Source organism: Picosynechococcus sp. PCC 7003 (assembly GCF_001693255.1).
In the GTDB taxonomy this organism is placed as follows: Bacteria; Cyanobacteriota; Cyanobacteriia; order Cyanobacteriales; family MRBY01; genus MRBY01.
This window is the reverse complement of sequence record NZ_CP016474.1, coordinates 227,473-250,457: the sequence shown is the minus strand read 5'-3', so window position 1 is coordinate 250,457 and position 22,985 is coordinate 227,473. Positions and strand designations below refer to the sequence as shown.

Annotated in this window: 22 protein-coding genes and 1 tRNA gene; 6 read left to right on the top strand and 17 right to left on the bottom strand. The window is 50.6% G+C overall.

Going from position 1 to position 22,985, the window contains the following annotated elements:
* Positions 1-3 precede the first annotated feature (3 nt).
* From AWQ21_RS01185 to AWQ21_RS01165, 8 genes are all read right to left on the bottom strand, one after another.
* The gene (locus AWQ21_RS01185; protein WP_065712967.1) at positions 4-1,278 is read right to left on the bottom strand and encodes a valine--pyruvate transaminase; all 1,275 of its coding nucleotides are present in this window, start codon (positions 1,276-1,278) and stop codon (positions 4-6) included.
* Between the two features lie 58 nt (positions 1,279-1,336).
* A complete protein-coding gene (locus AWQ21_RS01180; protein WP_065712966.1) occupies positions 1,337-3,160 on the bottom strand; it encodes an alpha/beta hydrolase in 1,824 nt (607 codons plus the stop codon).
* A 127-nt stretch (positions 3,161-3,287) separates the two neighbouring features.
* Positions 3,288-3,407 carry a photosystem II reaction center protein J gene (locus AWQ21_RS15775; RefSeq protein ID WP_012305869.1) on the bottom strand — a complete coding sequence of 40 codons (120 nt, stop codon included), beginning with the start codon at positions 3,405-3,407 and terminating at the stop codon, positions 3,288-3,290.
* 55 nt (positions 3,408-3,462) lie between these two features.
* Positions 3,463-3,582: a photosystem II reaction center protein L gene (locus AWQ21_RS15770; protein ID WP_009544126.1), complete on the bottom strand. Its 120-nt coding sequence runs from the start codon at positions 3,580-3,582 to the stop codon at positions 3,463-3,465.
* Between the two features lie 9 nt (positions 3,583-3,591).
* Positions 3,592-3,723: a cytochrome b559 subunit beta gene (gene psbF, locus AWQ21_RS15765; protein WP_012305867.1), complete on the bottom strand. Its 132-nt coding sequence runs from the start codon at positions 3,721-3,723 to the stop codon at positions 3,592-3,594.
* Positions 3,724-3,770: 47 nt separating this feature from the next.
* Positions 3,771-4,016 carry a cytochrome b559 subunit alpha gene (gene psbE, locus AWQ21_RS01175; protein ID WP_012305866.1) on the bottom strand — a complete coding sequence of 82 codons (246 nt, stop codon included), beginning with the start codon at positions 4,014-4,016 and terminating at the stop codon, positions 3,771-3,773.
* 103 nt (positions 4,017-4,119) lie between these two features.
* A complete protein-coding gene (locus AWQ21_RS01170) occupies positions 4,120-5,142 on the bottom strand; it encodes a photosynthesis system II assembly factor Ycf48 (protein WP_065712965.1) in 1,023 nt (340 codons plus the stop codon).
* Between the two features lie 66 nt (positions 5,143-5,208).
* A complete protein-coding gene (locus tag AWQ21_RS01165; protein ID WP_065712964.1) occupies positions 5,209-5,556 on the bottom strand; it encodes a rubredoxin in 348 nt (115 codons plus the stop codon).
* A gap of 267 nt (positions 5,557-5,823) precedes the next feature.
* Here AWQ21_RS01165 and AWQ21_RS01160 point away from each other — a divergent pair, with 267 nt between their 5' ends.
* The 5 genes from AWQ21_RS01160 (at position 5,824) to AWQ21_RS01145 (ending at position 9,602) form a co-directional block, all read left to right on the top strand.
* Complete coding sequence (locus AWQ21_RS01160; RefSeq protein ID WP_065712963.1) at positions 5,824-7,752, top strand: sodium:proton antiporter; 1,929 nt, start codon at positions 5,824-5,826, stop codon at positions 7,750-7,752.
* A gap of 49 nt (positions 7,753-7,801) precedes the next feature.
* On the top strand, positions 7,802-8,155 hold the full coding sequence (locus tag AWQ21_RS01155; RefSeq protein ID WP_012305862.1) for an iron-sulfur cluster assembly accessory protein: 354 nt from the start codon (positions 7,802-7,804) through the stop codon (positions 8,153-8,155).
* A gap of 73 nt (positions 8,156-8,228) precedes the next feature.
* Positions 8,229-8,651: a M48 family metallopeptidase gene (locus AWQ21_RS01150; protein WP_065712962.1), complete on the top strand. Its 423-nt coding sequence runs from the start codon at positions 8,229-8,231 to the stop codon at positions 8,649-8,651.
* Between the two features lie 24 nt (positions 8,652-8,675).
* Positions 8,676-9,542 carry a M48 family metallopeptidase gene (locus tag AWQ21_RS15760; protein WP_198159698.1) on the top strand — a complete coding sequence of 289 codons (867 nt, stop codon included), beginning with the start codon at positions 8,676-8,678 and terminating at the stop codon, positions 9,540-9,542.
* A tRNA-Leu gene (locus AWQ21_RS01145) sits at positions 9,521-9,602 on the top strand. The genes AWQ21_RS15760 and AWQ21_RS01145 overlap by 22 nt, the downstream gene beginning before the upstream one ends.
* Before the next feature lie 22 nt (positions 9,603-9,624).
* Here the strand turns inward: AWQ21_RS01145 and AWQ21_RS01140 are convergent.
* The 7 genes from AWQ21_RS01140 to AWQ21_RS01110 all read right to left on the bottom strand — a co-directional run bounded on the left by AWQ21_RS01140 (position 9,625) and on the right by AWQ21_RS01110 (position 17,250).
* Positions 9,625-10,941, bottom strand: a complete 1,317-nt coding sequence (locus tag AWQ21_RS01140) for a TldD/PmbA family protein (protein ID WP_065712961.1) — start codon at positions 10,939-10,941, stop codon at positions 9,625-9,627.
* A 146-nt stretch (positions 10,942-11,087) separates the two neighbouring features.
* Entirely contained in the window at positions 11,088-12,506 is a 1,419-nt protein-coding gene (gene gnd, locus AWQ21_RS01135) for a decarboxylating NADP(+)-dependent phosphogluconate dehydrogenase (protein ID WP_065712960.1), read from the bottom strand.
* Positions 12,507-12,910: 404 nt separating this feature from the next.
* Complete coding sequence (gene radC, locus AWQ21_RS01130) at positions 12,911-13,642, bottom strand: DNA repair protein RadC (RefSeq protein WP_065712959.1); 732 nt, start codon at positions 13,640-13,642, stop codon at positions 12,911-12,913.
* A 43-nt stretch (positions 13,643-13,685) separates the two neighbouring features.
* Positions 13,686-14,225, bottom strand: coding sequence for a DUF192 domain-containing protein (locus AWQ21_RS01125; RefSeq protein WP_065712958.1), 540 nt, complete (start codon positions 14,223-14,225; stop codon positions 13,686-13,688).
* 58 nt (positions 14,226-14,283) lie between these two features.
* On the bottom strand, positions 14,284-15,009 hold the full coding sequence (gene nblR, locus AWQ21_RS01120; RefSeq protein WP_065712957.1) for a response regulator transcription factor NblR: 726 nt from the start codon (positions 15,007-15,009) through the stop codon (positions 14,284-14,286).
* A gap of 139 nt (positions 15,010-15,148) precedes the next feature.
* Positions 15,149-16,090, bottom strand: a complete 942-nt coding sequence (locus AWQ21_RS01115; protein ID WP_065712956.1) for an NAD(+) kinase — start codon at positions 16,088-16,090, stop codon at positions 15,149-15,151.
* 173 nt (positions 16,091-16,263) lie between these two features.
* Positions 16,264-17,250, bottom strand: a complete 987-nt coding sequence (locus AWQ21_RS01110) for an SDR family oxidoreductase (protein WP_065712955.1) — start codon at positions 17,248-17,250, stop codon at positions 16,264-16,266.
* A gap of 154 nt (positions 17,251-17,404) precedes the next feature.
* Between AWQ21_RS01110 and msrA the strand changes: the two genes are divergently transcribed.
* On the top strand, positions 17,405-18,064 hold the full coding sequence (gene msrA, locus AWQ21_RS01105) for a peptide-methionine (S)-S-oxide reductase MsrA (RefSeq protein WP_065712954.1): 660 nt from the start codon (positions 17,405-17,407) through the stop codon (positions 18,062-18,064).
* 271 nt (positions 18,065-18,335) lie between these two features.
* On the opposite strand, the gene AWQ21_RS01100 is transcribed toward msrA, so the two are convergent.
* Both AWQ21_RS01100 and ctpC read right to left on the bottom strand, forming a co-directional pair.
* On the bottom strand, positions 18,336-21,386 hold the full coding sequence (locus tag AWQ21_RS01100; RefSeq protein ID WP_065712953.1) for a plasmid replication protein, CyRepA1 family: 3,051 nt from the start codon (positions 21,384-21,386) through the stop codon (positions 18,336-18,338).
* A gap of 210 nt (positions 21,387-21,596) precedes the next feature.
* Positions 21,597-22,919 (bottom strand): carboxyl-terminal processing protease CtpC, encoded by a 1,323-nt coding sequence (gene ctpC, locus AWQ21_RS01095; protein ID WP_065712952.1) that lies wholly within the window; start codon positions 22,917-22,919, stop codon positions 21,597-21,599.
* Positions 22,920-22,985: the final 66 nt, after the last annotated feature.

Genomic DNA, 22,985 nt, shown 5'->3' with positions numbered 1-22,985 from the left:
GTTTTAATTCGTATAAACTTTTTTGACTACCTCGGCTAACCGTTGCATCGCGGTTTCAATTTCGCTGTCGGTAGCCGTCAAACTAATACGGAGACATTGTTGCTTGTGGGGCCAATCTTCCCGCAGACCTGGGAAAAAGGGACTGCCCGGCACCACAATCACGCCCACTGCTTTTAATTCTTGGTACAGTTCCCAATCGGTCATGGGTAGTTCATCGAACCAGAGCCAACCAAAAATCGCCCCCTCGCCTCGATGGAGATACCAAGGTACATCCTTAGGCATCACCCGATCTAAAGCGGCTTCGAGGGTTTGAATTTTGTTTTGGTAGTAGGGCCGGATCACCGTTTCCGCAATATTAGCCAAGGCCCCTGATTGAATCGCCCGGGCGGCGATCGCCTGACCATAGCGCGACGAATGAATGCAAGCATTGGTTAAAAATGCCTGTAATACGCCAATAAAGCGCGGTTCTCCAATGGCAATGCCCACCCGTTCTCCCGGCAGCCCAGCTTTAGAGAGGCTCATACAGTGGATCACATTGCCGCCAAAGAGGGGCTTCATCTCTGTGAAATTCAGGGCCGGAAAAGGGGGGGCATAGGCCGAATCAATGAATACTGGCACATCATGGACAGCGGCAAGATCAGCGATTTTTTCCGCTTCTTCATCGCTGAGGACATTCCCCGTCGGATTGCAGGGGCGTGAGAAGATGACACAGCCCGTATTTTCATCGATATTAAGCTGGCTAAAATCAGGGCGATATTTAAAACGGTGGTTCGCCCGGTCAATATCAAGGCTCGGCTTAAAGGCACGGATTGCCTCTGGGTATAAACTGACCCCTCCATAGCCGGTGTAATCGGGGCTGAGGGGCAGCACAATGGATTTTAGTTGGCCGGCATTGTCGTAACCTCCAAAAGCATTGGCGGCGAGGAAATAAAGCGATTGGGAACCAGGGGTAATGAGAATATTTTCGCTGGTGAGATTCAGACCATAACGCTGGTTAAAATCTGTGGCGATCGCCTCAATGAGAGGTTCATAGCCCTGGGACGAGCCGTAGCGACAAACCACTTCCCCGTATTCCGGACTATTAAGAAGATCGTTGGTGCAATCGCGCCAGAGCTGTTCCACTTCCGGAATAATTACCGGATTGCCCGCACTGAGGTTAATAAAATCTTGGCCTGCCCCTGCTTTTAGGGTATCGATGATGTCTTTCATGATCGCCCGCACGCCGGTTAAACGCGACATCTGCGTCCCAAATTTCGATAACAGAGGTGCCTGAGACATTGTTATTTAAGTGGCCTGAAAATTGAACTTTTTCATCTTACCGTTTCTCTGAAATTCTTCAGGGTTTTTGATACAAGACATCAAAATTGTCCGGCTTTATTGCGAGAAAAGTTTCCGATTCCAAGTTTGTCATCAAGGGCTTAAGGCTTTCCGTGAGAACGCCCTGGGGATAGGTGCGGTTGGGGGTTGAGTTTGGCGATCGCCCCATATTCAAAAAAGCAGCCTGTTGAGTTGGCGTCGCTGCTTCGGCAGAATTGGGAGCCTGGGGTAAGCGACTCAGGAATCGTTCTAACTCTGGAGAAATCGTTTCCGTGAGGCGTAGCTTAATCGCCCCCTGGGAGAGGGATTGCACATAGGCCCCCGTGAGAAATTGCTGGTAATTTTGTCCTCCGGTTTGGTGGCGCGCCAGAAAGCTTAAGCTTACCCCTCGTACCATTTGTCGGACTGGTTCTGCCGCGTTGCCCATCACTTCTGGGACAAGGGTACTTTGGGCCAAGGCGCTATCGCGATTGCTAACATCAGTGACGCTCATGTGGGTTGCACCGTCGGCGACGACGAGATATTTTTCGCCGCCCAACTGCTGGAATGGTTTCAACTGGTGAGCCAAGCTTGGGGTGACGGTATCTTTTGTGCTGGCAACGATCAGGGTCGGAATTTTAATTTTTTCTAAACCCTGCTCCCCAAAAATTTGATCGCTGAGGGGATTGAGGGCGATCGACTGCTTCACCCGTTCATCCCGTAAATTTAACTGGTCATAGGGGAGCTTTGCCGCTGCACATTGGAGCCAGTCCCCCGGTGCTCTGGTTAAAGGGGTTGCCCGTTGGCAGTGGGCGCGGATAGCAATGGGATCGACAATTCCGCCGGCGATCGCCAAGGCCGTATAGCCCCCAAAGGAGTGACCAATCACTGTCACATTGTCCGTGGCAAAGCGGGTCGTGAGGGTTTGGTCTTGGTTGAGGCGTTCCAGTTGATCCAGGACAAATTGAATATCCTTGGGGCGATCGACAAATTCTGTCGCCGGGAGCAGGGTGTCGAGATTTAAGCCCGGATTAAACAGAGACTGAATATTACTGCCGGGGTGGTCGAGGGTAACGACGGTGTAACCATGGGAGGCCAGATGCACCGCCAGATAATCGAGAAAATGACGGTTGGCCGCAAACCCATGGGACAAAACCACTAGCTGAGACTGGGATTGGGGACTATCAAAAATATCAATGGGAATGGTGCGATCGCGCTTTGCATCTTGCAAAATTAAACTCTGGCGACGCACAGTTTGGGGGCCGGGGGCTGTGGGGTTGAGGTTCGAGCGTTGAAAAATCTGCGGTTCTGTACTTTCGAGGGCTTCAGTTACCCTGGGGGCAAGCAATTGATTCTGAATATTCGGTAAATTCAGTTGCAACAAGAGGCCGGCCACCGCCGTGAGATCAATAGTCAGTTCCCGCTTGGGGTAGGCTTGCAACAAATTCAGGGCGCTGATTTCTACCCCCTGACCTAACACTAGATTCACCGTCGCCTGGAGATCCTGGACAGAAGTCCCCGGTAAGGCCGTTTGGATTTGCGCCAAAATCTGTTTCCCCGTGGGAGATCGCCACAACTGATTAAAAAACTGATCCGCCATCTCTGGCTCGATCTGCAGGCGTCGTTGGAGAAATTTCTGCAAATTACCATCCAAAAATACCCCATAGGGTCGGAGGTTGCGGGGTACTTGACCCGTTTCGGCAAAGGTTTCTAAATCTTCTAATTGTAAAGTTTGTTGAAGTGGCCCTAATTTTAATCGGAGGGTTTCAGCGGCGATCGCCCTTTGACTCCAGGCCCCACCTAAACTCAACAGACCCACCATCACCCATACTTTCAAATCCCGCAACTGTCTTTTCATAGTCATACTGCACCGTTGACGATTATCCCCAAACTTTTTTGGACTCCCCATTGCCCCAGAAGTTCCTAAAACAAAACCACCCCTCAATTAGAGCAGGTGGTGTCTCAACAATTAATTAGAGCGAATTGTGCATCTAAACCGCAGAGCCTACCCCTGCATATGCACCGTAGAAAAAGATACCGACAACCGCAATGACGCCCATACCAGCGACAACTGCAACGATCCAAAGTGGGATTTTTCCGCCTTCAGACATGAGAACAACCTCCGAAAAAAATAAATTAAAGGGCTGAAATTAAAGGGCTGCCAGCTTAGTTAAAGAAGTAGCTGGAAAATAGAATACCGAGCACAGCGATCAGGAGTAAACCCAGATATAGAGAAGTCCGGTTTAGTTCCACAGGCTGTCTGTTGGGATTTTGATTTCTGTCCATCGGAAGCTCCTAACGTTGAATAAACTGCATAGCGGCGATCGCCCCTAGGAAGAAAACCGAGGGTACAGCCAGGGTGTGAACCGCCAACCAACGGACGGTAAAAATCGGATAAGAAACAGGTTGGTTAGGACCGCTTGTCATAATACAAAACCTTTTAGTGAATACAGCTAAAGAAAAACAGGCGTTACTTAATTGTTAAACTCATTGATCTGATCAATCGCTTTGTAACGATCAGTCACAATGGGAATCTCTTGACGAGTTTCAGTAAAGTATTGGTCAGGACGGGGGGTCCCGAAAGTATCGTAAGCCAAGCCAGTACTTACAAAGAGCCAGCCAGCAATAAATAACATCGGAATGGTGATGCTGTGGATAACCCAGTAGCGAATACTGGTCACAATGTCAGAAAACGGGCGTTCTCCGGTAGAACCTGCCATGCGACTATTCTCCTCTCAATTGTTAATGAAAAAAAACTTATTAAACAAATTAGCCTATATCATACGGAATTGACAGACACTCCCACAATAGAATGGGTTGTCCTTAGGCCGCTTCCGTGGATGTATCGTACCGTAAAATCACCCCCTGTTGTCCAAGGATGAAGCCTTTGTCCTCATTTAAGAAAACGACTCGATAGAAGTTTGTCGGGATCTCCTCTAGGGCAGCATCCCGGAACCAAGTGTCGCCACCATCCTTACTCACAACGACGCTACCACTGCCGCCGGCGGCCCATAGTTCTGCGGGGGTACGATAGCCAATGTGCAACAAACCAACACTGTTGCGGTACTGCGGTGTCACCGGTTCGCTCCAGGCTTCAGCATTATCCGGGTTTGTATCGTCGCTAAATTGCACAACACCCCCACGGGCTAACAACCAGAGTTTATCTTCGCCGTTAAAGCCCATGCTCTGGAGGCGACGGGAAGAATTACGGTTATGGGGTGTCCATTCAGTGTCCCCAGGCGACCAGGTGGAATAAAAATTACCCCGGGCAGAAACGGCGACATATTTACCATCGGCAGAACGTTCAATGGTACGGGCAACGCCAACGGCACCTTCGACGAGGGCCTTCCAGTTTTTACCACCGTCGGTGGTTTTGTAGATTGCGCCAAGGTCAGTGACCATTTCGGCGGTGTTTGGCCCTAGGGCAGTGATATTGTAAGGGGCACCGGGCAGTTGGCTGCTGAGGGCGATGCGACTCCAGTGCTCACCACCATCGTCAGTGTGGAGCAGGATCGAAGGCCGTCCGGTAATCCAGCCTTCTTGGCCCGAGAAACTAACACCGGTAAAACTTTCTTTTTCGTCTCCGAGATCAATGACTCGCTCGGCCCAGGTTTCGCCACCATCGGTGGTTTCAAAGAGGGTTTCTTTGGTGCCGACAAGCCAACCATGCTGGAGGTCATCGGTAAAGGCAATATTGGCAAAGGTAGAATCGGTGTTTAAGTCGATTTCTTGCCAGGGGTTTTCGCTAATGGTTGGTGCTTGGACACAGCCGATACACAATACCAAAACGGCGATCGCCGCAATGGCTTTTTTTAAGGGTTTTAATAGACCTAAAACTGAAGTCATAGCGCAGTATAAAAGCAATAAAAGTAAAAATTTGAGGGTTAAGCCAAGGCTTTTTTGCCGGTGTTTTTAGTCCAGACCGTAGAGGCTCAGGAAGAAAAGTATTGCCAAGCCCATGGCCCCAAAAATGAGTAGGTTTTTTTGGTTGGAACTGAGGTTATTTACGCCGAAACCATATTTCAGATTTTCTTCAAAACCTGAGGGGGCATCTGCAGCACCGATATTGCGAAATTGGCCACGATCCACGCTACAAACAGGACAGTTCCAAATGAGGGGTAAATCTTCAAAGGCTGTGCCCGGTGGCGTGTTGGTGCGGCTTTCGCCTTTGGCAGGGGTGTAAATGTAGCCGCAGCTGGGGCATTCGTAACTGGCGGGGGCCTGTTCGGCGAGGGTTTTTTCTATGGGGCGATCGCTCATCGTTCAGAGGGTATTTGACTAGCAAACCAAGGAAGTAATTATGAAAAATTATGACATAATCCGTAAACTTTCTTTAATTTATGAGTCTGGATAAGTCCGGCCAGCGGCACAAAATACAAAGTTGGCTTTTCCGTTTGCGGCGATAAATTCTGAGCAATCACCACGGGGAAAGGCGATCGCCCTAGGGACAAATTAGGGGAGAAGCTATACTTTGATTAATTTTATGGCATTGCTGCAGATCCCTCCGGGGCAAGCTAGAACGTCCGCATGACAGATTCCTTTGAGCTTACGTTGCAAATTATCATCACCGTCTTTGCGGGCATCAGCGCCCAGGTATGTGGTGAGTTTTTAAAAATTCCGAGCATTGTGCTTCTCCTGATTTTTGGCATTGCCCTGGGGGGAGATGGCTTTGGGATCTTGCATCCAAGTGAATTTGGCATCGGCCTAGAGGTCTTGGTTGCCCTAGCGGTGGCCGTCATTCTCTTTGAAGGGGGTCTCAATCTCAAACTCAAAGAATTGAATGAAGTTTCTGGGAGTCTCCGTAACCTGGTCACCATCGGCACTTTAATCACTTTAGTAGGCGGTGGCATTGCCGCCCATTACCTCGCTGAATTTCCCTGGGCGATCGCCTTTTTATATGCCTCGCTAGTGGTGGTGACAGGGCCGACGGTGGTGGGGCCGCTCCTCAAGCAAGTGGCCGTTGATCGTAAGGTGGCAACCCTCCTGGAGGGGGAAGGTGTCCTGATCGATCCCGTGGGGGCGATTCTGGCGGTGGTGGTACTCGATACGATTTTGAACGTTGATGCAGGCCTAGGGGAAGTGGCCAGTGGTTTAGCCCTCCGCCTAGGGATCGGGGCGATCATTGGGGCAGCAGGTGGTTGGCTAATGGGTCAATTTTTGCGCGTGGCAACCTTTCTTTCTGAAGATTTAAAAAATTTGTTGGTGCTGGCAGGAATCTGGGGTCTTTTTGGCTTTGCCCAGTCGGTGCGGGGCGAATCAGGCTTAATGACGGCGGTGGTAGCAGGGATCGTGCTCCGGGCCTTTTCCATTCCAGAAGAGCGGTTGCTGCGGCGGTTTAAAAGTCAACTTACAGTTCTTTGTGTTTCTGTTCTGTTCATTCTGTTGGCGGCAGATCTATCCATTGCCAGTATCTTCGCCCTGGGTTGGGGCAGTTTCTTTACGGTGGCGGTGCTGATGTTTGTGGTGCGCCCCATTAGCGTTGCCCTTTGTACGGCCAATAGCGATCTCGACTGGAAACAAAAATTTTTTGTTGCTTGGGTTGCACCACGGGGGATTGTCTCGGCCTCGGTAGCCTCCCTATTTGCGATTATTCTGACGGAAAAAGGCTTTAACGGTGGCGCTTCCATCAAGGCCTTGGTTTTTTTAACAATTTTGATGACGGTGTTTATCCAAGGCTTGTCGGCCAAGTGGATTGCGCGACAATTAAAAATCACCTCCATTGAAGCGCGGGGGGCGGTAATTGTTGGCTCTAGTCCCCTCAGTCGTCTATTGGCTCAACTGTTTCAGCAGCAGGGGGAGTCAGTGGTGATCATCGATACAGACGCCAAAGCCTGCGAAGCGGCCCGCGCTGAGCAACTGGAAGTGTACCAAAGCAGCGCCCTAGATGTGGATGTGCTAGAGGAAATTGGCATTAGTTCCATGGGAGCGTTTGTATCTCTAACGAACAACGGGGAAGTCAACTTGGTTTTAGCCCAGCGGATTATGGAGGAGTTTCATCCACCAAGGGTGGCGGCGTTTTTTGAACAGGGGGAGCCAGATAATACAATCGCCAACAAAGGCAAAATTAGTCAGGTCTTTGGGGGAGGCTTTTCCGTCAAAGTTTGGAATCAATATATCCTCGACCAACAGGTCAAATTAGGAAAAACAACCATCGGCCCTAGGGAAAAGAATCAGACCTTGCCCTTCCAAACCCTCATTGATGCCGGTGAATTTTTGCCCCTGCTCATTCGTCGCCAAGAAACCCTGATGATTGTGCGATCGCTAGAGGATCTCAAGGCCGAAGACGAACTGATTTATTTACTCCATGACCCCCGTCCCCAACTGTTAAAACGGCTTTCGGGGGGAATGCAAGCGCCGCGTCTCCTCCTAGAAACATTGCCGGAAGTGGAAAATTTACCCCGCTCCCCCCAGGCGATCGCCCCAACCGCCCTGCCTGAGATCCCAAAGAACAGTTAAAATGGGGTCATGTTCAGCCCATAGATTGTGTGGAAATCATCGAGCAGCCATGACACAAACAACTACTGCCCCCGGCATCCAACTCACCGAAACTGCCCTCAAGCATGTCCTGATGCTCCGCGAACAACAGGGCCAAGACCTCTGGTTACGGGTGGGTGTGCGCCAGGGAGGATGTTCGGGAATGTCTTATATGATGGACTTTGATCGCCCCGACAATGTCAGTGAACATGATGAGGTATTTGAGTACGAAGGCGGTTTTAAGATCATTTGCGATCGCAAAAGTATGCTCTACCTCTATGGCCTCGTCCTGGATTACAGCAACGCAATGATTGGTGGTGGGTTCCAGTTCACCAACCCCAATGCCAACCAAACCTGTGGTTGTGGGAAATCTTTTGGGGTTTAATAGGAAATCGCGTCTTCGCCCGCCCCCATTTGGTCGGCAAGGTGCCTGTTTTTTATGAGCCCGAATGACAACTATGACCGAATTAACCATTGAACAGCGGTTTGAAGCTGGTTTTAAGCGTTACGATGCCGGCGAGTCCCCGGATGCCCTGCTGCCAGAATTTATCGAAATCTGTCGGTTAGATCCGAAAAATGCCGCCGCCTGGAGTTGTGTGGCTTGGTTACATTTGCTCCGGGGCAAAGCAGATCTCGCCTTACCGGCCGCCCAGCGCAGTGTCAAAATTGACCATCGTAACCCCCAAGCCCATGTAAACCTTGCCTTAGCACTCCTCGGTACCGGGGGAAAAGGGGTGCGCAAACATATCGAATTGGTGCAAAAGGTGATGGATTTCAGTGAAGAGGTGCGCCAAGATATTTTTGAAAATATTGAGGATGGCCTCCAGCGAAAACCGGATTGGAAAGAGCTGGCCAAGGTGAAAAACTGGCTGTCTGAGTAAACAACAGTAGAGGTGATTACTGGCGTGAAGCATTATTTTACCGGCCTAACGGCGGATCAGTTTCGCCATCCCCTAGATAAAGAAGCCACTGCCGCCCTCCGCCGCCTCCCTGGTTTGGATCTGTTGGTGCGTTCTTTTTTGGGGTCAACGGCAGAGCAGATTTTTCAGTTCAATAATCTAGCGTCGAGCATTTTGGTGGGCGATCGCCAACTGCCCCACCTCCATCACCTCCTCCAGGAAGCCGCCCAGGTACTGGATTTGACAGCACCGGATCTCTACATCCAGCAGAATCCTGTACCCAATGCCTACACCTTTGCCATGCGGGGCCAAAAACCCTTTATGGTGATCCACACAGCCCTAGTCGAAATCCTCACAGAAGCAGAACTCCAGGCCGTCATGGCCCACGAGCTGGGGCACCTCAAGTGTGAGCATGGCGTGTATCTAACCCTGGCAAATCTCCTAATGCTGGCCACCAATGCCCTCCCGGTGTGGGGGAGCTTGTTTTCCCAGTCTTTGCAAAATCAGATGTTGGCTTGGTTGCGTTGTGCGGAACTGAGTTGCGATCGCGCTGCTTTTTTGGTGAGTCAGGATCCGAAAATTATGATGTCGGTGCTGATGAAATTAGCAGGAGGTTCACCGAGTTTGGCCCCGTTGTTGAACCTGGACGCTTTCATGGAACAGGCCAAAACCTACGAACATTTGAGTCAAAATCAGTTGGGTCAACTGTTGCAGGAAAATCAGACCGCCCAACTCACCCATCCCCTGCCGGTGGTACGCGCCCAGGAAATCTGGCGATGGGCCAGCTCCCAGGAATATTCCCTCTTGCTTCAAAGTAAAGATTCAGTTTATAATCACAAAGGTTCATCCAAGGGCGGATGGCGAAATTGGTAGACGCACCACACTCAAAATGTGGCGACTTCGGTCATGGGGGTTCAAGTCCCCCTCTGCCCATCTAAAAAATGCTTGAAAGCATCTAAATACTGTCTGTAATGCTGCTGAAGTGAAAATTTTTCACCTTGAGGGCGGGAACGACCGTACTGCCATGGCGTTCTGGGGTGGCGATCGCCTCCACATCCCGGAGTAAATCGGGTAAAGATTGATTGAAACGCAGATTGTAGATCGGATAAGCGAGTTTTCCGTTTTCAATCCAGAAAGTGCCGTCGCGGGTCATGCCTGTAAATTCGAGGGTTTGGGGATTTACCGCCTGCACATACCAAGCGCGATTGATAAAAATGCCCCGTTCCGTTTGGGCGATTAAATCAGCGAGGGTCTGGTCACTGCCCGCCATCACCAAGGGAAAAAGACTCCCGGTGGGTTCGTGCCCAGTTTGTCGTGCCCAGTAGCGATCATAGCTCAAGGTTCTGGGAATCCCCTCAGTGGTGATCGCCAATTGATTACAAGGCAAACCCTGATTATCAAAGGCCCCGGTCTGTAATAGGGGATGAGCAGGATCGCGGTACAAATTCACCAACGGATTAAACAGTTGTTCGCCGAGGGGATGCTTGGCAAAATAACTGCGTCCTTCTGCGGCGGCTCGGGCCGACATGTACCATACCAGGCGGGGAATTAGGTTGGCCACTGCTCCGGCTCCCAGGATCACTGGGTAAGTATCTGGTTCAACCCTGCGGGGATTTTGCGATAGTTTTGCCCGCTCCATGGCCGTCAGTACCATTTGCTTGATGGGCAACTCGTCAATCCCCCAGGCTGTCCGACTCTGCCAACTGGAGCCATTACCAATTTTGGCCGTGTAGCTAAATTCTGCTTGGGTTTGGCGATCGCCTGCCCGCAATCCCGCCGAATTCCCCAGGGCATAAACCTTGGCACTGGTACTTAAAATGCCCGATCCATTCACCCCTGCCGCCTCGCTCCACTGGCACACCTGCTGAATTAATTCCCCCCGCTGCAAAGGCGATCGCTGCAACGTTGCTGCATCAAATTTTGCCGCCCGCTCTTCATACACTTGTTTGGCCAAAAGCGGTACCCATTCAGGGTCTTCTGGGGCAAGCCTCGCTAAATCTTCACTCCGCCGTAACGCGACCTGAATCTGTTCCCAGTCTTGTTCGACGGTGGTTACACTGGCGCTACGGGAGCCAAAGGAACTTGTGATCGTTATTTCAAACTGATTTTTTTGTAAATTTTGCCGAATTTGGTTCTCTCCAAATCGCCCTAAAGTAGATTCCCGTTCGGCGATCGCCACCACGACCCCATCCGATTCCGCTGCTCCAATAATTTTTTCAATCCAGTCAAAGGCCTGGGCTTGGGAAATTAATTGCGATGCCGTCGCTACCATATCGAGTGCTGTCCATTGAAACTCTTTCCATTAAAACAACAAAAACCCTTCCACCGCAGAAGATAGAAGGGAACGGGCTTGACAGAAACTGTCTACATCATCTCAATGAATAGCCGCTCATTGAATCTATTGGCCCAATACAGGACTTACTCTGCCCAGGCCGTGTGGAAAAACTCACCCCGAGATTTATCGGTTCGTTCGTAGGTGTGAGCACCAAAGTAATCCCGCTGGGCTTGGGTCAGATTTTGGGGTAACCGCGCCCGACGATAGCTATCAAAATAATCCAACGACGCACTAAAGGCCGGCACCGCAATCCCCAGCTCATTCGCGGCAAGGATCACTGTCCGCCACGCCGTTTGGCGATCAATAATCGACTGTTTAAACTCCGGTGCTAGCAACAAATTAGGTAGATTGGGGTTTTCTCCATAGGCCGCCTTAATCTTGTCAAGGAAGCCTGCTCGGATAATGCAGCCCCCCTTCCAGATCCGCGCTGTTTCACCGAGGTCTAGGTTATAGCCATACTCCGCCGAAGCCTTGCCCAGTAGGGCCATCCCTTGAGCATAGGAACACATCTTGGAGCAATACAACGCATCCCGCACTTGGTTAATAAAGGTTTTAATATCACCCCGATAAACCCGCTCCGGTGACGGTAACTCCAGGGAGGCGGCTTGCCGTTCATCCTTATAGGCCGACATCACCCGGGCATTCACAGCGGCATAGATCGTTGGAATTGGCACACCCAACTCCAGGGAACTCACCACTGTCCAGCGTCCGGTGCCCTTTTGTCCTGCGCTGTCGAGGATCAGTTCTACCAGGGGCTGATTGGTTTCCGGGTCAATTTTCTTGAAAATATCAGCGGTAATTTCAATGAGAAACGAGTTGAGCTCATCGGTTTGATTCCATTCCGTAAAGACCTTATGGAGTTCCGTATGATTTAGCTTTGCGGCATTTGCCAGGAGATCATAGGCTTCGGCGATCAACTGCATATCACCGTACTCAATGCCGTTGTGCACCATTTTGACGTAGTGACCCGCACCGCCTGGCCCAATGAAGGTAACGCAGGGGCCATCGTCCACCTGGGCGGCAACTTTTGTCAGGATTGGTTCAAGTTCCCTGTAAGCGGCTTCTGTCCCACCGGGCATCAGACTAGGGCCATTGAGGGCACCTTCTTCGCCACCACTGACTCCCATGCCGACAAAACCTAAGCCTGTGGCTTCGAGATCCTTGGTGCGGCGTTCGGTGTCTTCGTAGAGGGAGTTTCCACCATCGATAATCATATCCCCCGGTTCAAGAAGGGGTTTCAGGTCATTAATTACATAATCAACGGGGGCACCGGCTTTGACCATTACCAAGATTTTGCGGGGGCGTTCGAGGAGTTGGACAAATTCTTCAAGGCTATAGGCGGCTTTGATATCTTTGCCGACGGCGCGGGTCGCCATGAATTCTTCGGTTTTGCTGGCGGTGCGGTTATACACGGCAATCGGGAAGCCATTGCGCTCAACGTTAAGGGCTAGGTTTTCGCCCATCACTGCGAGGCCGATGACGCCAAAGGTTCGTTTAGTCATATTGAGTGTTGAGTTGTTTTTCTAAAAGTGCGAGGTTTTCTTTTCTTTTACGTTAGCGTGTGGGTCTGATCTTGCTCAGAATTCGGTCATCATTTGTCGTGTTTCTTAAACATCGATCAATGATCTGTGAAAAGTTCTTCAAATTATTGTGAGTTCGTGACGGTTTAAGGTTGATTTAAGACTTAACTATGATGGCTTTTTCTTTTTCAAAACGACGAAAACTTCTATTTTTCAATGCTTCAGGTTATGTTTGCCCGATTTTTATTTTATCGTCGCGGCCAAGATCAATGACAGAAAATACGGAAATAAATGTCACCAAAAGGCTGATAAAGTTGACAGATTCTATACATTATTGTTTTCAGTTGAAACAATTTTTATTGGAAAAGTTTATTGAAAAATATTTTTCATTCTGGTTGGGGGTAACAATCCCAGAGGTCTGTTTTTTGGCGTAGGCTGCCGAAGTTATCGCGGCCAAGGATTAAATGATCAAGGAGGGGAATGCCGAGAATTTGAGCTGATTGAAGTAAGCGTTCGGTGAGTTGTAAATCTTCGGGGCTGGGATCAACGTTGCCAGAGGGGTGGTTGTGGGCAATGATCAAGCGGGTGGCCCCATGTTTAATGACTTCGCGGAAAATTTCCCTGGGGTGGGCGAGGGTTTCGGTGGCAAGGCCAATGGTGACAACCCTCGTGGCAATCAGCGTATTTTTAACATCGAGGCAGAGGACGGCAAAGCGTTCTTGGTCTTGCCACATGAGATCGTTACTGAGGGCGATCGCCGCTGCTTCGGGACTGTCAACGATGATTTTTTCGCTGGGTTTCGCTTGGAAAATCCGCTTACCAAGTTCGATCCCGGCGAGGATCTGGGCGGCTTTGGCAAGGCCTACTCCGGGGATGCTGGTCAGTTCTTGGGGGGTCGTGTGGCGCAACACATCGAAAGGATCCCGCTTGCCTTGGCTGCAGGTGTGCAAAATAAATTGGGCAAGGCCGACGGCGGAGAGGTTGCGGTGGCGATCGCCAGTGCTGATCAAGATGGCAATTAATTCTGCATTGGATAAATATTTGGCCCCCACTGCCACCAGGCGCTCGCGTGGCCGTTCACTAGCAGGGATATCTTGGATCCGGGGGCTGTAGTTCATCCAATTCTCAACAGATCAATGCACACAACTTCACGATGGGGATTTAATTATTCGTAGTTTTGGTGACCTCGATGCGATCGCCGGCTTGCAGATTAATTTCCTTCGCTAAACCGCCCCGAATTTCAATCACTTGGTCAATATTGACGGTTGCTGGTGGCCCATAGGTGGGACAAGGATCACTTTCACAAGGGGGGACATCATGGGCGATCGCCTGCACCACGCCTTCTCGCAGGAAAATCATATCCAAATTAATCAAGCAATTTTTCATCCAGAAACTAACGGGGCGGGCGGGTTCAAATTCAAATAACATCCCTCGATTGTCCGGTAAAAACTCCCGGTACATCAACCCTAAGCGCTGCTGTTCTGCGGTTTCTGCCACCTCTAACCCAAACCGTTGCTCCGATCCCACAATCTGGGCCGTTGCCGTAATCGGGAGCATTTGCCCCTGGGGTCTGGGGGTGGACTGACTCATCGGGGTCTCACTGGGGGGTGCATTGAGGCCAGCATCGTCAACCGGGAACGGAACACAGCCAACCAAGACAGTGCCACAGAGAGCCAGACAGAGACGGGAAGGAAAAGACATGGTGATTTATGTTAGATGGTGGAGATCGAAGAGGAGCCGCTGCCAGGTATTTTAAAACCTAGGGATCTTTTTTGAGGACATAGCCGACTCCCCGCACAGTTTGGATCAGGCGTTTCTGGCCTTTTGCTTCAATTTTAAGGCGCAAATAACGAATATAGACTTCAATCACGTTAGATTCCCCTTGAAATTCATTCCCCCAGACATTTTCCAGGATTTGCTCCCGCGTTAAAACCTGTTGGGGATGGGACATCAAATATTTCAACAGTTCAAATTCTTTGACCGTTAGTTCGATGGGACGGGGAGAGTCGCTACTTTGACCTGGCGATCGCCACACCTGCCGGGTATTGAGATCTAAGATTAAATCCCCAAAAAAAAGTTGCTCCCGCTGGCCCGTTTGGGGCTGGAGATAAATTTCAAGCAGCCGTAAAAACCGCTCCTGCTGGTAGGGTTGCAGCACATAATCATCGGCTCCGGCCTCGAGGCAGATCACCCGCTCTTCTACACGATCTTGGGTCACCAGAAATAAAATGGGCCGCACAAATTGGGCTTTGCGGAGGCTACGGCAAAAGTCGATCCCCCGTTGTCCTAAGAGAGGATAATCCACAATCACCATGCCTGCTGGTAACTGTCGGAGTCGTTGTTGGGCTTGTTCTACCGTTTCAACGGTAATGGTTTGGTAACCGAGATCAGCGAGATCTAGGGTGGCCCGTTGTGTAAACTCTTGATCCGTCCCAACGAGGAGAACATAGGCTAAACCATCGGCGGCATATTGGCTTTGGGGCATATCAAGCTATCGAAATCGTCCGAACAAAGAAAAATGGATGTGGATAAATGAAAGTGAAGAGGTTGGTCTTTTTGATTCTAGAAAGGCTCAATTTGGGTAAAGACAAATTTTCACGAATCTTTGCTTCCCAGCGCCTCCCCTACAAAACTTTGCGGGATGTGGGTTTCGCCACATGGGGGAGTCCCCAGCCCAGCTTCTCCCGGAGAATGCGGAAAAATTCGGGTCGGTGGAGGCGCACAAAGCGGGCATTATAAGGCGATCTCTCTAAATGGACTTGATCATCTGGCAAGACATAGGCCCCACCGTTACCATCAACAACCATCACCAAACGATGGGACGTGGCCGGAAAAATATTCACCGGTTCTGTGTCGGAAAAGACGAGGGCCCGGGACGCAAGGGAATGGGGACAGATGGGGGCAAGCTGAAAAACGGGCACATCAGGGGTGACGACGGGGCCGCCCGCGCTGAGGGAGTAAGCCGTGGAGCCGGTGGGGGTTGAAATCATAATGCCGTCGGCGGCAATGTCAACGGGGGCATGGCGACCAATCTGGATTTCAAAGTGACACATCCCGGCTAGGGGTTCCCGGTGGAGCACCATTTCATTAAGACTCAGGGCTTCCCAAAGGAGTTCCTCATCGCGGAAAAGCTGCACTGTAATCATCGAACGGTCTTCGATTTCGTATTCTCCGGCCAGCAACTGGGCGATCGCCTCATCGAGGTGCTGGAGATACATTTCCGTCAAAAACCCGAGATGTCCTGTGTTGACCGTTAGCAGGGGGATTCCCTTTGGGGCAACCTGGCGCGCCGCCGACAATACCGTACCATCTCCCCCCAGAACCACGGCAAATTGCATATTTTCATCAAAGTTGGGGGGCACCAATTGCTCAATTTTGGTGTGGCACACGGGCCGTTGATGGCCGGTTTCTTGGGTTGGCGGACATTCTGCATAACCAAGTAGACCGCCAAATCCAGTGGCCGTAAACACTTCCCACCCTTTATTCCTCAAGGTTTTGGCTAATTCCTGAGCGACTTGGCAGGCAATGGGTTTGATGTCGTTATAGATAATGCCGGCTTTGGGCACAAGTAGAAGTGTCCTAAAAACTTAAGGATATAAACAATAGGGTATCACTCAAACCGTTTCCCTTAATACCGATACGGTTGGCGATCGCCACCAAGAAAACGTCAAGCTTCTTACTCTCTCAGCTGCATCCCCCAGGCACCACTCTAGGGGAATACAACCGCAGAGGAACGTCCTTAAAATGGTGTCCGAATATTCGGCTTTTTCTTACCGTTTTTCTTTTTGCCCTTATTTTTCTCGTAGTCAATTTCCTTCAGCTTCTGCATGATGCGACTGAAGTATTCCTGCAAATAACTTTCTAGGGTCGTTGTTTCGGCGGGATCAAGCTCAAATGTTTTGTAGACGTCTTCCATGGGCGCATCCAAAGGCTTACCCGTGGCCATCACCTCTGCAAAGGCCAAGCGATCCGATGCATTTTGTCCCCATTGGAAAAAACGGCTGAACCGGCGCATTAACCGCAGAAAACTCAAGGACAACCGGGCGATACTGGCGGTTTGGCCAGAATAACGCTCACAAATGGCGATAATTTCTTCCCCTTTCCAAGCCCGGGTGCCTACTACTGGAAAGGTTTGCTTTTCCGTGGCCGGAATTTTCACCGCCTGTACCGCAAACTTCGCAATATCCTGGGTGTTCATGTAGGCGATTGGCGAACTCTCGCCAGTGATCCAGACCGCTTGATTTTCAAGGATAGGAATCGCGTATTGGGCGATCAACCCCTGCATAAACCCGCTCAGGCGCAGGATTGTATAGTTCAGGCCCGCTTCTTTGAGATATTCCTCGACGCAATATTTTGCATCCATCAAGGGCACATCACGGTGCTGCTCTGCATTAAGAATTGAAAAGAAAATAAATCGCTCGACCCCAGCTTCCTTTGCCGCTTGGATCAAGTTTATTTGCCCTTCCCAGTCAACTTCCTTAACACCGATGGAATCCGTTGCCCGGGCCGTGGCAGCATCAATGACGGCATCAACCCCTTCTAGGGCTGGGATCAAAGACTCGGGCTGGCATAAATTTCCGCCGATTAATTCTGCGCCCCACTCCTTCAAAAAGGAAGCTTTACGGGGATTACGGACGAGACAACGGACTTGATGCCCTTCATCTAATGCCCGTCGCGCGACTTGCCTGCCTAATGTGCCAGTAGCACCGACCACCAGTAAATTCATTTAAATTCCGGTTAAGTAACGTTTTTTTAAGATTCTATAGAATTTTATCAGAAAGCGATCGCCCCCTCCCCCCGTTCCCAGAAAAAGGCCGCCCCATCCGCCAGAGCTTTTTGTCTACAATCAAGGCAGTCACCATGGTTGAAAATTAAGTCCTATGTTTTTTGGTTTGCTCGGTAAAAAGACCCAAATGCCTACCCCCCAGGAGGCTTTACCCGGTCGTTCCCAAACGATGCCCATCCCCGACCATCATTTCGTTAATGGCAATCCCATTGCCCCCCCCTTCCCTGCGGGTATTGAATTGGCAATTTTTGGCCTGGGCTGTTTTTGGGGAGCAGAACGCAAATTTTGGCAAACCCCCGGTGTTTTTAGTACAGCAGTGGGGTATGCGGCAGGTTACACCCCAAACCCCACCTACCAGGAAGTTTGCTCCGGGATGACAGGTCACAATGAGGTGGTGCTGGTTACCTACGATCCGACTCAAGTGTCCTATGAAACCCTCCTCAAGGTTTTTTGGGAAAGCCATGATCCCACCCAAGGCATGCGCCAAGGGAATGATGTGGGCACCCAGTACCGTTCTGGCATTTACACTTACTCCGAGGCCCAGAAACAGCTTGCACAGGCATCGCGAAAAGCTTACCAAGATGCGTTGAAAGCGAAGGGTTACGGCGCGATCACGACGGAAATTTTGGATGCACCGGAATTTTATTACGCGGAAGAATATCACCAGCAGTATCTGGCGAAAAACCCAGGGGGCTACTGTGGCCTCGGTGGTACAGGAGTCGGCTGTCCCGTTGGCCTCGAAGTGAAATCCTAATCGCTGTCAAAAGTAATATTTTCGGAAAAAGGAGGGCTTCAGAGAAAGTGGCCCCTTTTTTTATTTATTTATTGGCTTTCATCATTGACATACCTCCCCGTCCTAAAGGATCGAGGATTCCTTGACACTTCGCTGGGATGCGCCACAAGTGGTCTTATCTTCCCTCCATGTCCGTTTAAAGTCTCCCAATGCCCTATGGCGACTATCCTTAAATTTTACTATAAAGCCGTCTTAGAAAGACGGGGCTTGTATCCCATCTTTTCGGTCAGGCTTAGGAAGCTTCCGGGGTCGGTAGCTCAAAAGTTAGTTGAACATAGTTCGATTCGGTTTGGTGCCGGGTTGCCTGGAGTTTGGCGAGGTACTTTTGGCAGTCTTCTTGCCAAAAAGCGGAGGTGCCTGGGCAATTTTGATCGCTTTGTAGCCAATGTTGAAAGACCGTTTGGCGTTGATCCTGGGGCTGACTGATTTGGTAGATGCGGGTGCGTTTTTTCTGAATGGTGGTGATTTTGAGGTATTTCAGTTCGAGGCCGAGTAGTTCGAGGAAGCGACGCAGAATCATGATCGGCGTGGAATTTTTCGCGAGGCCAATGCCAACGGTGGTCTTGATGGCATCTCGATTTTCGAGGGCGATCGCCGCGAGTCGTTGCATCTCTGGATCGAGGTTATGGAGGGGGCGATTTGTTTGGGCGAGGAGGGTCGTGATCCCTAAAATTTCCATGGTGCCGATGATTGCCCCCATTTGGGAGTGGTTAAAATCAGGCTGGAAAATTTGCCCGCCGCCCTGCTGCATCAGGTGACTTGCGATGAGGGCATCTCGATCCGCCAGGTAAGGGCGACCCAGGGTCAGGAAATAGTGGCGTCGCAGCTTTTGGTACCAGTGGTCGTCATCTTTAGCCACTAGAGAAGCGGTGACGGGCAGATTGTAGCGTTTCTGGAGTTCGTACTTACGGAGCTGTTGTCGTTCAGCAGGGCTTTTCAGGAGGCTCTTTTTCAGGCGTTGGTAGTCTCTGGTACTCAAGGGGGTTGCCTGGGCGATCGCCAAACATTCTGCTTGATAGTTGGTATCGCGAATGGCATTGATCGCCGTGGCCAATTGATTATCGGGCTGGGTTTGGGTTGTCGTTGTTTTACGGCGTTTTGGCACCGCCGCCAGTTGATGGCCTTCCCGCTGGAGATGGGCGAGCACGGCCTCGCGGTAGTTCACCATACCCGCATTAATCCGTACCGCAAATTTGGCCCAACACAACAAGGATTCAGCCTGAAAAGCAGTATCTAAATCATCAAGGGCAATAAAGTCAGACTGTTGCAGCAGACGAATATTCGTTTGGGTGAGCCGCTGACTGGAGGTGAGCAGTGCCGGGATGGAAGTGGCCCCATTGCCGACGGTATTGAAGCCGTATTTTGCCACCCAGAGATGACGCGGAATATTTTCACGCACCCGACTCAGGGCCTGGCAGATGGAATTGACTGTTTGTACCCCCTGGGCGATCGCCCACACCGAGGTGAAATGTCCCTGCAAATCAAGACTAATCCCCGTTTCCACGGCGGGGCTGGCTAAAACCACATCATATTGGGCGAGGGTTTGGTTAATTTGGCCCATGGCACCGTAGGCGGGATGCTTCGGATCGGCGAGGGATTCTGCATCAAGGCGGAGAATTTTGCGGTCAGGGAATTGATTTTTGAGATAGATTTCGAGGGTTGAAGTGCTCCACTGGCTCTTCAGTTTTTGGGCCGACAGACAGATAAAAGGTCGCCCGCCCCCTTGGATATGTTGCACCAAGTCCTTGACTAAACGCTTCGGTGTGCCATCGGGATAATGATTGAGGGTGTAATGGGTGCTGGTATCCGCTTGCCAAGTATTTTCAATGAGATAGGGCTGGAGCTTTTGGCCCCCCAGGGTGAGGAGGTAGTCAATGGAAACATCGCTCAAGTCGGCGTCACTGATATAAATTTGACCTTCGCCGACAAAAACATTTTGCAACAGGTGCTTGAGACTCTGGAGAATATTGACCCGGTTATCGCGACAGGTGCTGGAATTTAACCCGTGCCATAGCACTTGTTCTACTTCGTCAAAAATAATCAGGGCATCACCCCAGTGATGTGGATTAAATCGGGCCTGGGATTTGCCATGCAAGGAATCAATACAGAGGCCATAGCCATTAATTTTTAAGTTAGGCTCCTTAGAACGGTCTTTCCCCTTGGGTAAATCACGGATGTAATCGAGGCCAAACCGCTGACAAAGCTCTTCAACCAGACGAATGCGGTGGCCAATCACAAGGACAGGCTGTTGACGGGCGATCGCCCCAGCGACAACTGATTCTAGCCAACGGGTTTTGCCCGTTCCTTTCGGGGATTTGAGCGCAATTAATTTGGCTGCCGGGGGAATGGTCAACTGCTCTGGGAGATACCGTTGGTCTAGGGTTTGGTGACGGGGATAGGTGAGTTGTTCGAGATCTTGGGCTTTCCAGAGATCGAGGCTGGGGGCATTTTGAAAAGCGGCTTCAAAGGCGGCCTGGCCTTGATTGGCAATGAGATCATCCACCCCTTTACCCGCGCGACGGTCCCAGGTGATCACTTTTACCGGGCAACCGGCTTGCTTGAGTAAATAACCCGTTTTTCGGATGGCACTGCGCACGGCCCGGACTGTTGTTGGTTTTTCGTCCTGGTCAAAGGCAATGTAAATGGGGCGTTGCCCGTGAATGAGTTTTTTCAGTTGGGGAATAAGTCTGGATTGGCCGATGCGATGACCAAATTCATCCTTGGGCGTCCGGATTGCGCCATAAATTCCCGGTAAGGCGATCGCCCCATAGCCGGCACTCAATAGGGAGCCTGCTTTTTTTGCCCCTTCAGTAATAATCAGGGGAATTTGGGGATGTTCCTTTAACCATTGCCAAAACCCCCCATCGGGCTGGGTGTCGTCCCAATCGTCTTGGCTAAATTCTAATTGATGGCGACGGGCGACCCGCTCCCACACATGGGGCGGTAATCGTAACGCAAATAGACCCGTACTCGTTTTTGGGGGGTGTTCGTACTTGATGGGTTTGCCTTTTTCCGGATTCACGCGGGGTTGCTCCGGTTTGAAACAGCCCCAAAGATCAGCCTTTCCCGTCAAAATATCGACGCCAGAACACCACCACCCTCCGGCCTCGGTGTGTTGATAGCGCTGGAGATAACTGTCTCCTAAACGACCATCATTTCGTCGGGGCAACGCCTCTGAATAGAGCAAGTAATCCAAAGGGCGATCGCCCTCTAGGGAAATAACATTCAGTTGGATGAGTTCAGGATCAACACAGCTTTGCTGCCATTCTTGAACATAATCCATGGGTTGCACCTCAGACGCTAGATGTAGGGTAACTAAGCATACTCCACTCTATATCTAGTGCGCAACTTTATTTTTAGAAAAATCTTAAGCAAGTCTTAAGGCCGTAAACCCAGGGAAGTTGGGCCTGGGATTCGGGGGGCGATCGCCACCGCAACAAGATTTGTAACGGCCTTTTAAGGGGCGATCGCCTACACCGAGGACTGGGAAAATTTAGCTATCCTGGCCCGAACGATTCGGGCGCTCAGAACTGGCTTGTTTTTCGGGGATCACAATCGTCCCAGTACGGAGCTGTTCGTCGAGCAGTTGGATCGCTTTGGCATATTGTGGGTCAGCTATTGTACCAATTTTTGTGCGATCTTCTTGCAACGCTTCTTGGTCTGTTTCATCGAGTTCTACGACAAAGTCCGGCGCAATGCCTTCTTTATTGATATCCCGACCAGAGGGCGTCAAATATTTCGCGACTGTTACAGCAACCCCAGAATCATCTCCCAGGCGACGGACAGACTGCACCAACCCTTTCCCAAAGGTTTGCGTCCCCACAAGCACTGCCCGGTGATTGTCTTGGAGCGCCCCGGAAAGAATTTCGCTGGCACTGGCGGAGCCCCCGTCCACTAAAACGATCAGGGGTTTATCGGTTAGGGCGCGGTTACTGGCTTCCTGGCGATCTACTTCACCGACACGGTTTACCGTCGAAACAATACCACCGCCATCGAGCCACATTTGGGCAATGTCGATGCTGGCATAGAGCAGGCCCCCAGGATTCGAACGTAAATCCAAGACATAGCCATCGACATTCTGGGATTCTAAATCGGCGATCGCCTCTCGCATCTCTGAGGTGGCCTGGGCACTAAATTGTGTCAGACGAATATAGCCCACATCACCGATGGGACTTTCATTAATCCGTGCCTTTACCGGATGAATCTGAATTATTTCTCGAACAATGGGAAACTCTAGTACCCGTTCACCCCGACGAATGGTGAGGATAACCTCTGTGCCTCGTCGACCGCGAATTAGATTCACCACATCATTGAGTTCCATCCCTTCGGTGGGTTGATCATCCACGGCAACGATCACATCTTGGGCCATAATGCCCGCTTCAAAGGCTGGCGTCTCTTCAATGGGCGCAATAACGACCACTTCTTCAGTATCTTTGTCCTTCGTGATCTGAATTCCGACTCCGGTTAGCTCACCGGACGTATCAACCTGTAAATTTTCAAAATCTTGGGGGGGCATAAACCGGGTATAGGGATCCCCTAAAAGATCCAACATTTCCCGAATTGCATCGTAGGCTTCGTCCGTATTGGCATAATCTTTGCTGAGGAACTCTTGCCGTACCTGACGCCAGTCATTTTGGTTAAAGGTCGCATCAACGTATTCTTTGTTGATGACATACCAAACCTCGTCCACAATTTCCTTCGGGCTGTCTTTGAGGTAGGCTTCGCTTTTGGAGTAGTGCAGTCCTGCCCCTGTAACCGCCACAGTGGTTAACACTAGAGCTGTTGCACCGAGTACAAAGGGTTTAGAGTTTGACATGGAAGGCTTCAGATAGTTGGTAAATTGGGACTGCCCCCATCAATAGTTTGCACGACAGCCACTATA

Coding starts and splice junctions, on each gene's coding strand:
- AWQ21_RS01140 (WP_065712961.1), bottom strand. CDS start 10,941: ATGGTAGCGACGGCATCGCAATTAATTTCCCAAGCCCAGGCCTTTGAC.
- nblR (WP_065712957.1), bottom strand. CDS start 15,009: ATGCCCCAAAGCCAATATGCCGCCGATGGTTTAGCCTATGTTCTCCTC.
- AWQ21_RS01180 (WP_065712966.1), bottom strand. CDS start 3,160: ATGACTATGAAAAGACAGTTGCGGGATTTGAAAGTATGGGTGATGGTG.
- AWQ21_RS01165 (WP_065712964.1), bottom strand. CDS start 5,556: ATGAGCGATCGCCCCATAGAAAAAACCCTCGCCGAACAGGCCCCCGCC.
- AWQ21_RS01100 (WP_065712953.1), bottom strand. CDS start 21,386: ATGGATTATGTTCAAGAATGGCAGCAAAGCTGTGTTGATCCTGAACTC.
- AWQ21_RS01160 (WP_065712963.1), top strand. CDS start 5,824: ATGACAGATTCCTTTGAGCTTACGTTGCAAATTATCATCACCGTCTTT.
- msrA (WP_065712954.1), top strand. CDS start 17,405: ATGTTTTTTGGTTTGCTCGGTAAAAAGACCCAAATGCCTACCCCCCAG.
- AWQ21_RS15775 (WP_012305869.1), bottom strand. CDS start 3,407: ATGTCTGAAGGCGGAAAAATCCCACTTTGGATCGTTGCAGTTGTCGCT.
- AWQ21_RS01110 (WP_065712955.1), bottom strand. CDS start 17,250: ATGAATTTACTGGTGGTCGGTGCTACTGGCACATTAGGCAGGCAAGTC.
- AWQ21_RS01150 (WP_065712962.1), top strand. CDS start 8,229: ATGACCGAATTAACCATTGAACAGCGGTTTGAAGCTGGTTTTAAGCGT.
- AWQ21_RS15770 (WP_009544126.1), bottom strand. CDS start 3,582: ATGGACAGAAATCAAAATCCCAACAGACAGCCTGTGGAACTAAACCGG.
- radC (WP_065712959.1), bottom strand. CDS start 13,642: ATGAACTACAGCCCCCGGATCCAAGATATCCCTGCTAGTGAACGGCCA.
- AWQ21_RS01125 (WP_065712958.1), bottom strand. CDS start 14,225: ATGTCTTTTCCTTCCCGTCTCTGTCTGGCTCTCTGTGGCACTGTCTTG.
- AWQ21_RS01155 (WP_012305862.1), top strand. CDS start 7,802: ATGACACAAACAACTACTGCCCCCGGCATCCAACTCACCGAAACTGCC.
- ctpC (WP_065712952.1), bottom strand. CDS start 22,919: ATGTCAAACTCTAAACCCTTTGTACTCGGTGCAACAGCTCTAGTGTTA.
- AWQ21_RS01170 (WP_065712965.1), bottom strand. CDS start 5,142: ATGACTTCAGTTTTAGGTCTATTAAAACCCTTAAAAAAAGCCATTGCG.
- psbF (WP_012305867.1), bottom strand. CDS start 3,723: ATGACAAGCGGTCCTAACCAACCTGTTTCTTATCCGATTTTTACCGTC.
- gnd (WP_065712960.1), bottom strand. CDS start 12,506: ATGACTAAACGAACCTTTGGCGTCATCGGCCTCGCAGTGATGGGCGAA.
- AWQ21_RS01185 (WP_065712967.1), bottom strand. CDS start 1,278: ATGTCTCAGGCACCTCTGTTATCGAAATTTGGGACGCAGATGTCGCGT.
- psbE (WP_012305866.1), bottom strand. CDS start 4,016: ATGGCAGGTTCTACCGGAGAACGCCCGTTTTCTGACATTGTGACCAGT.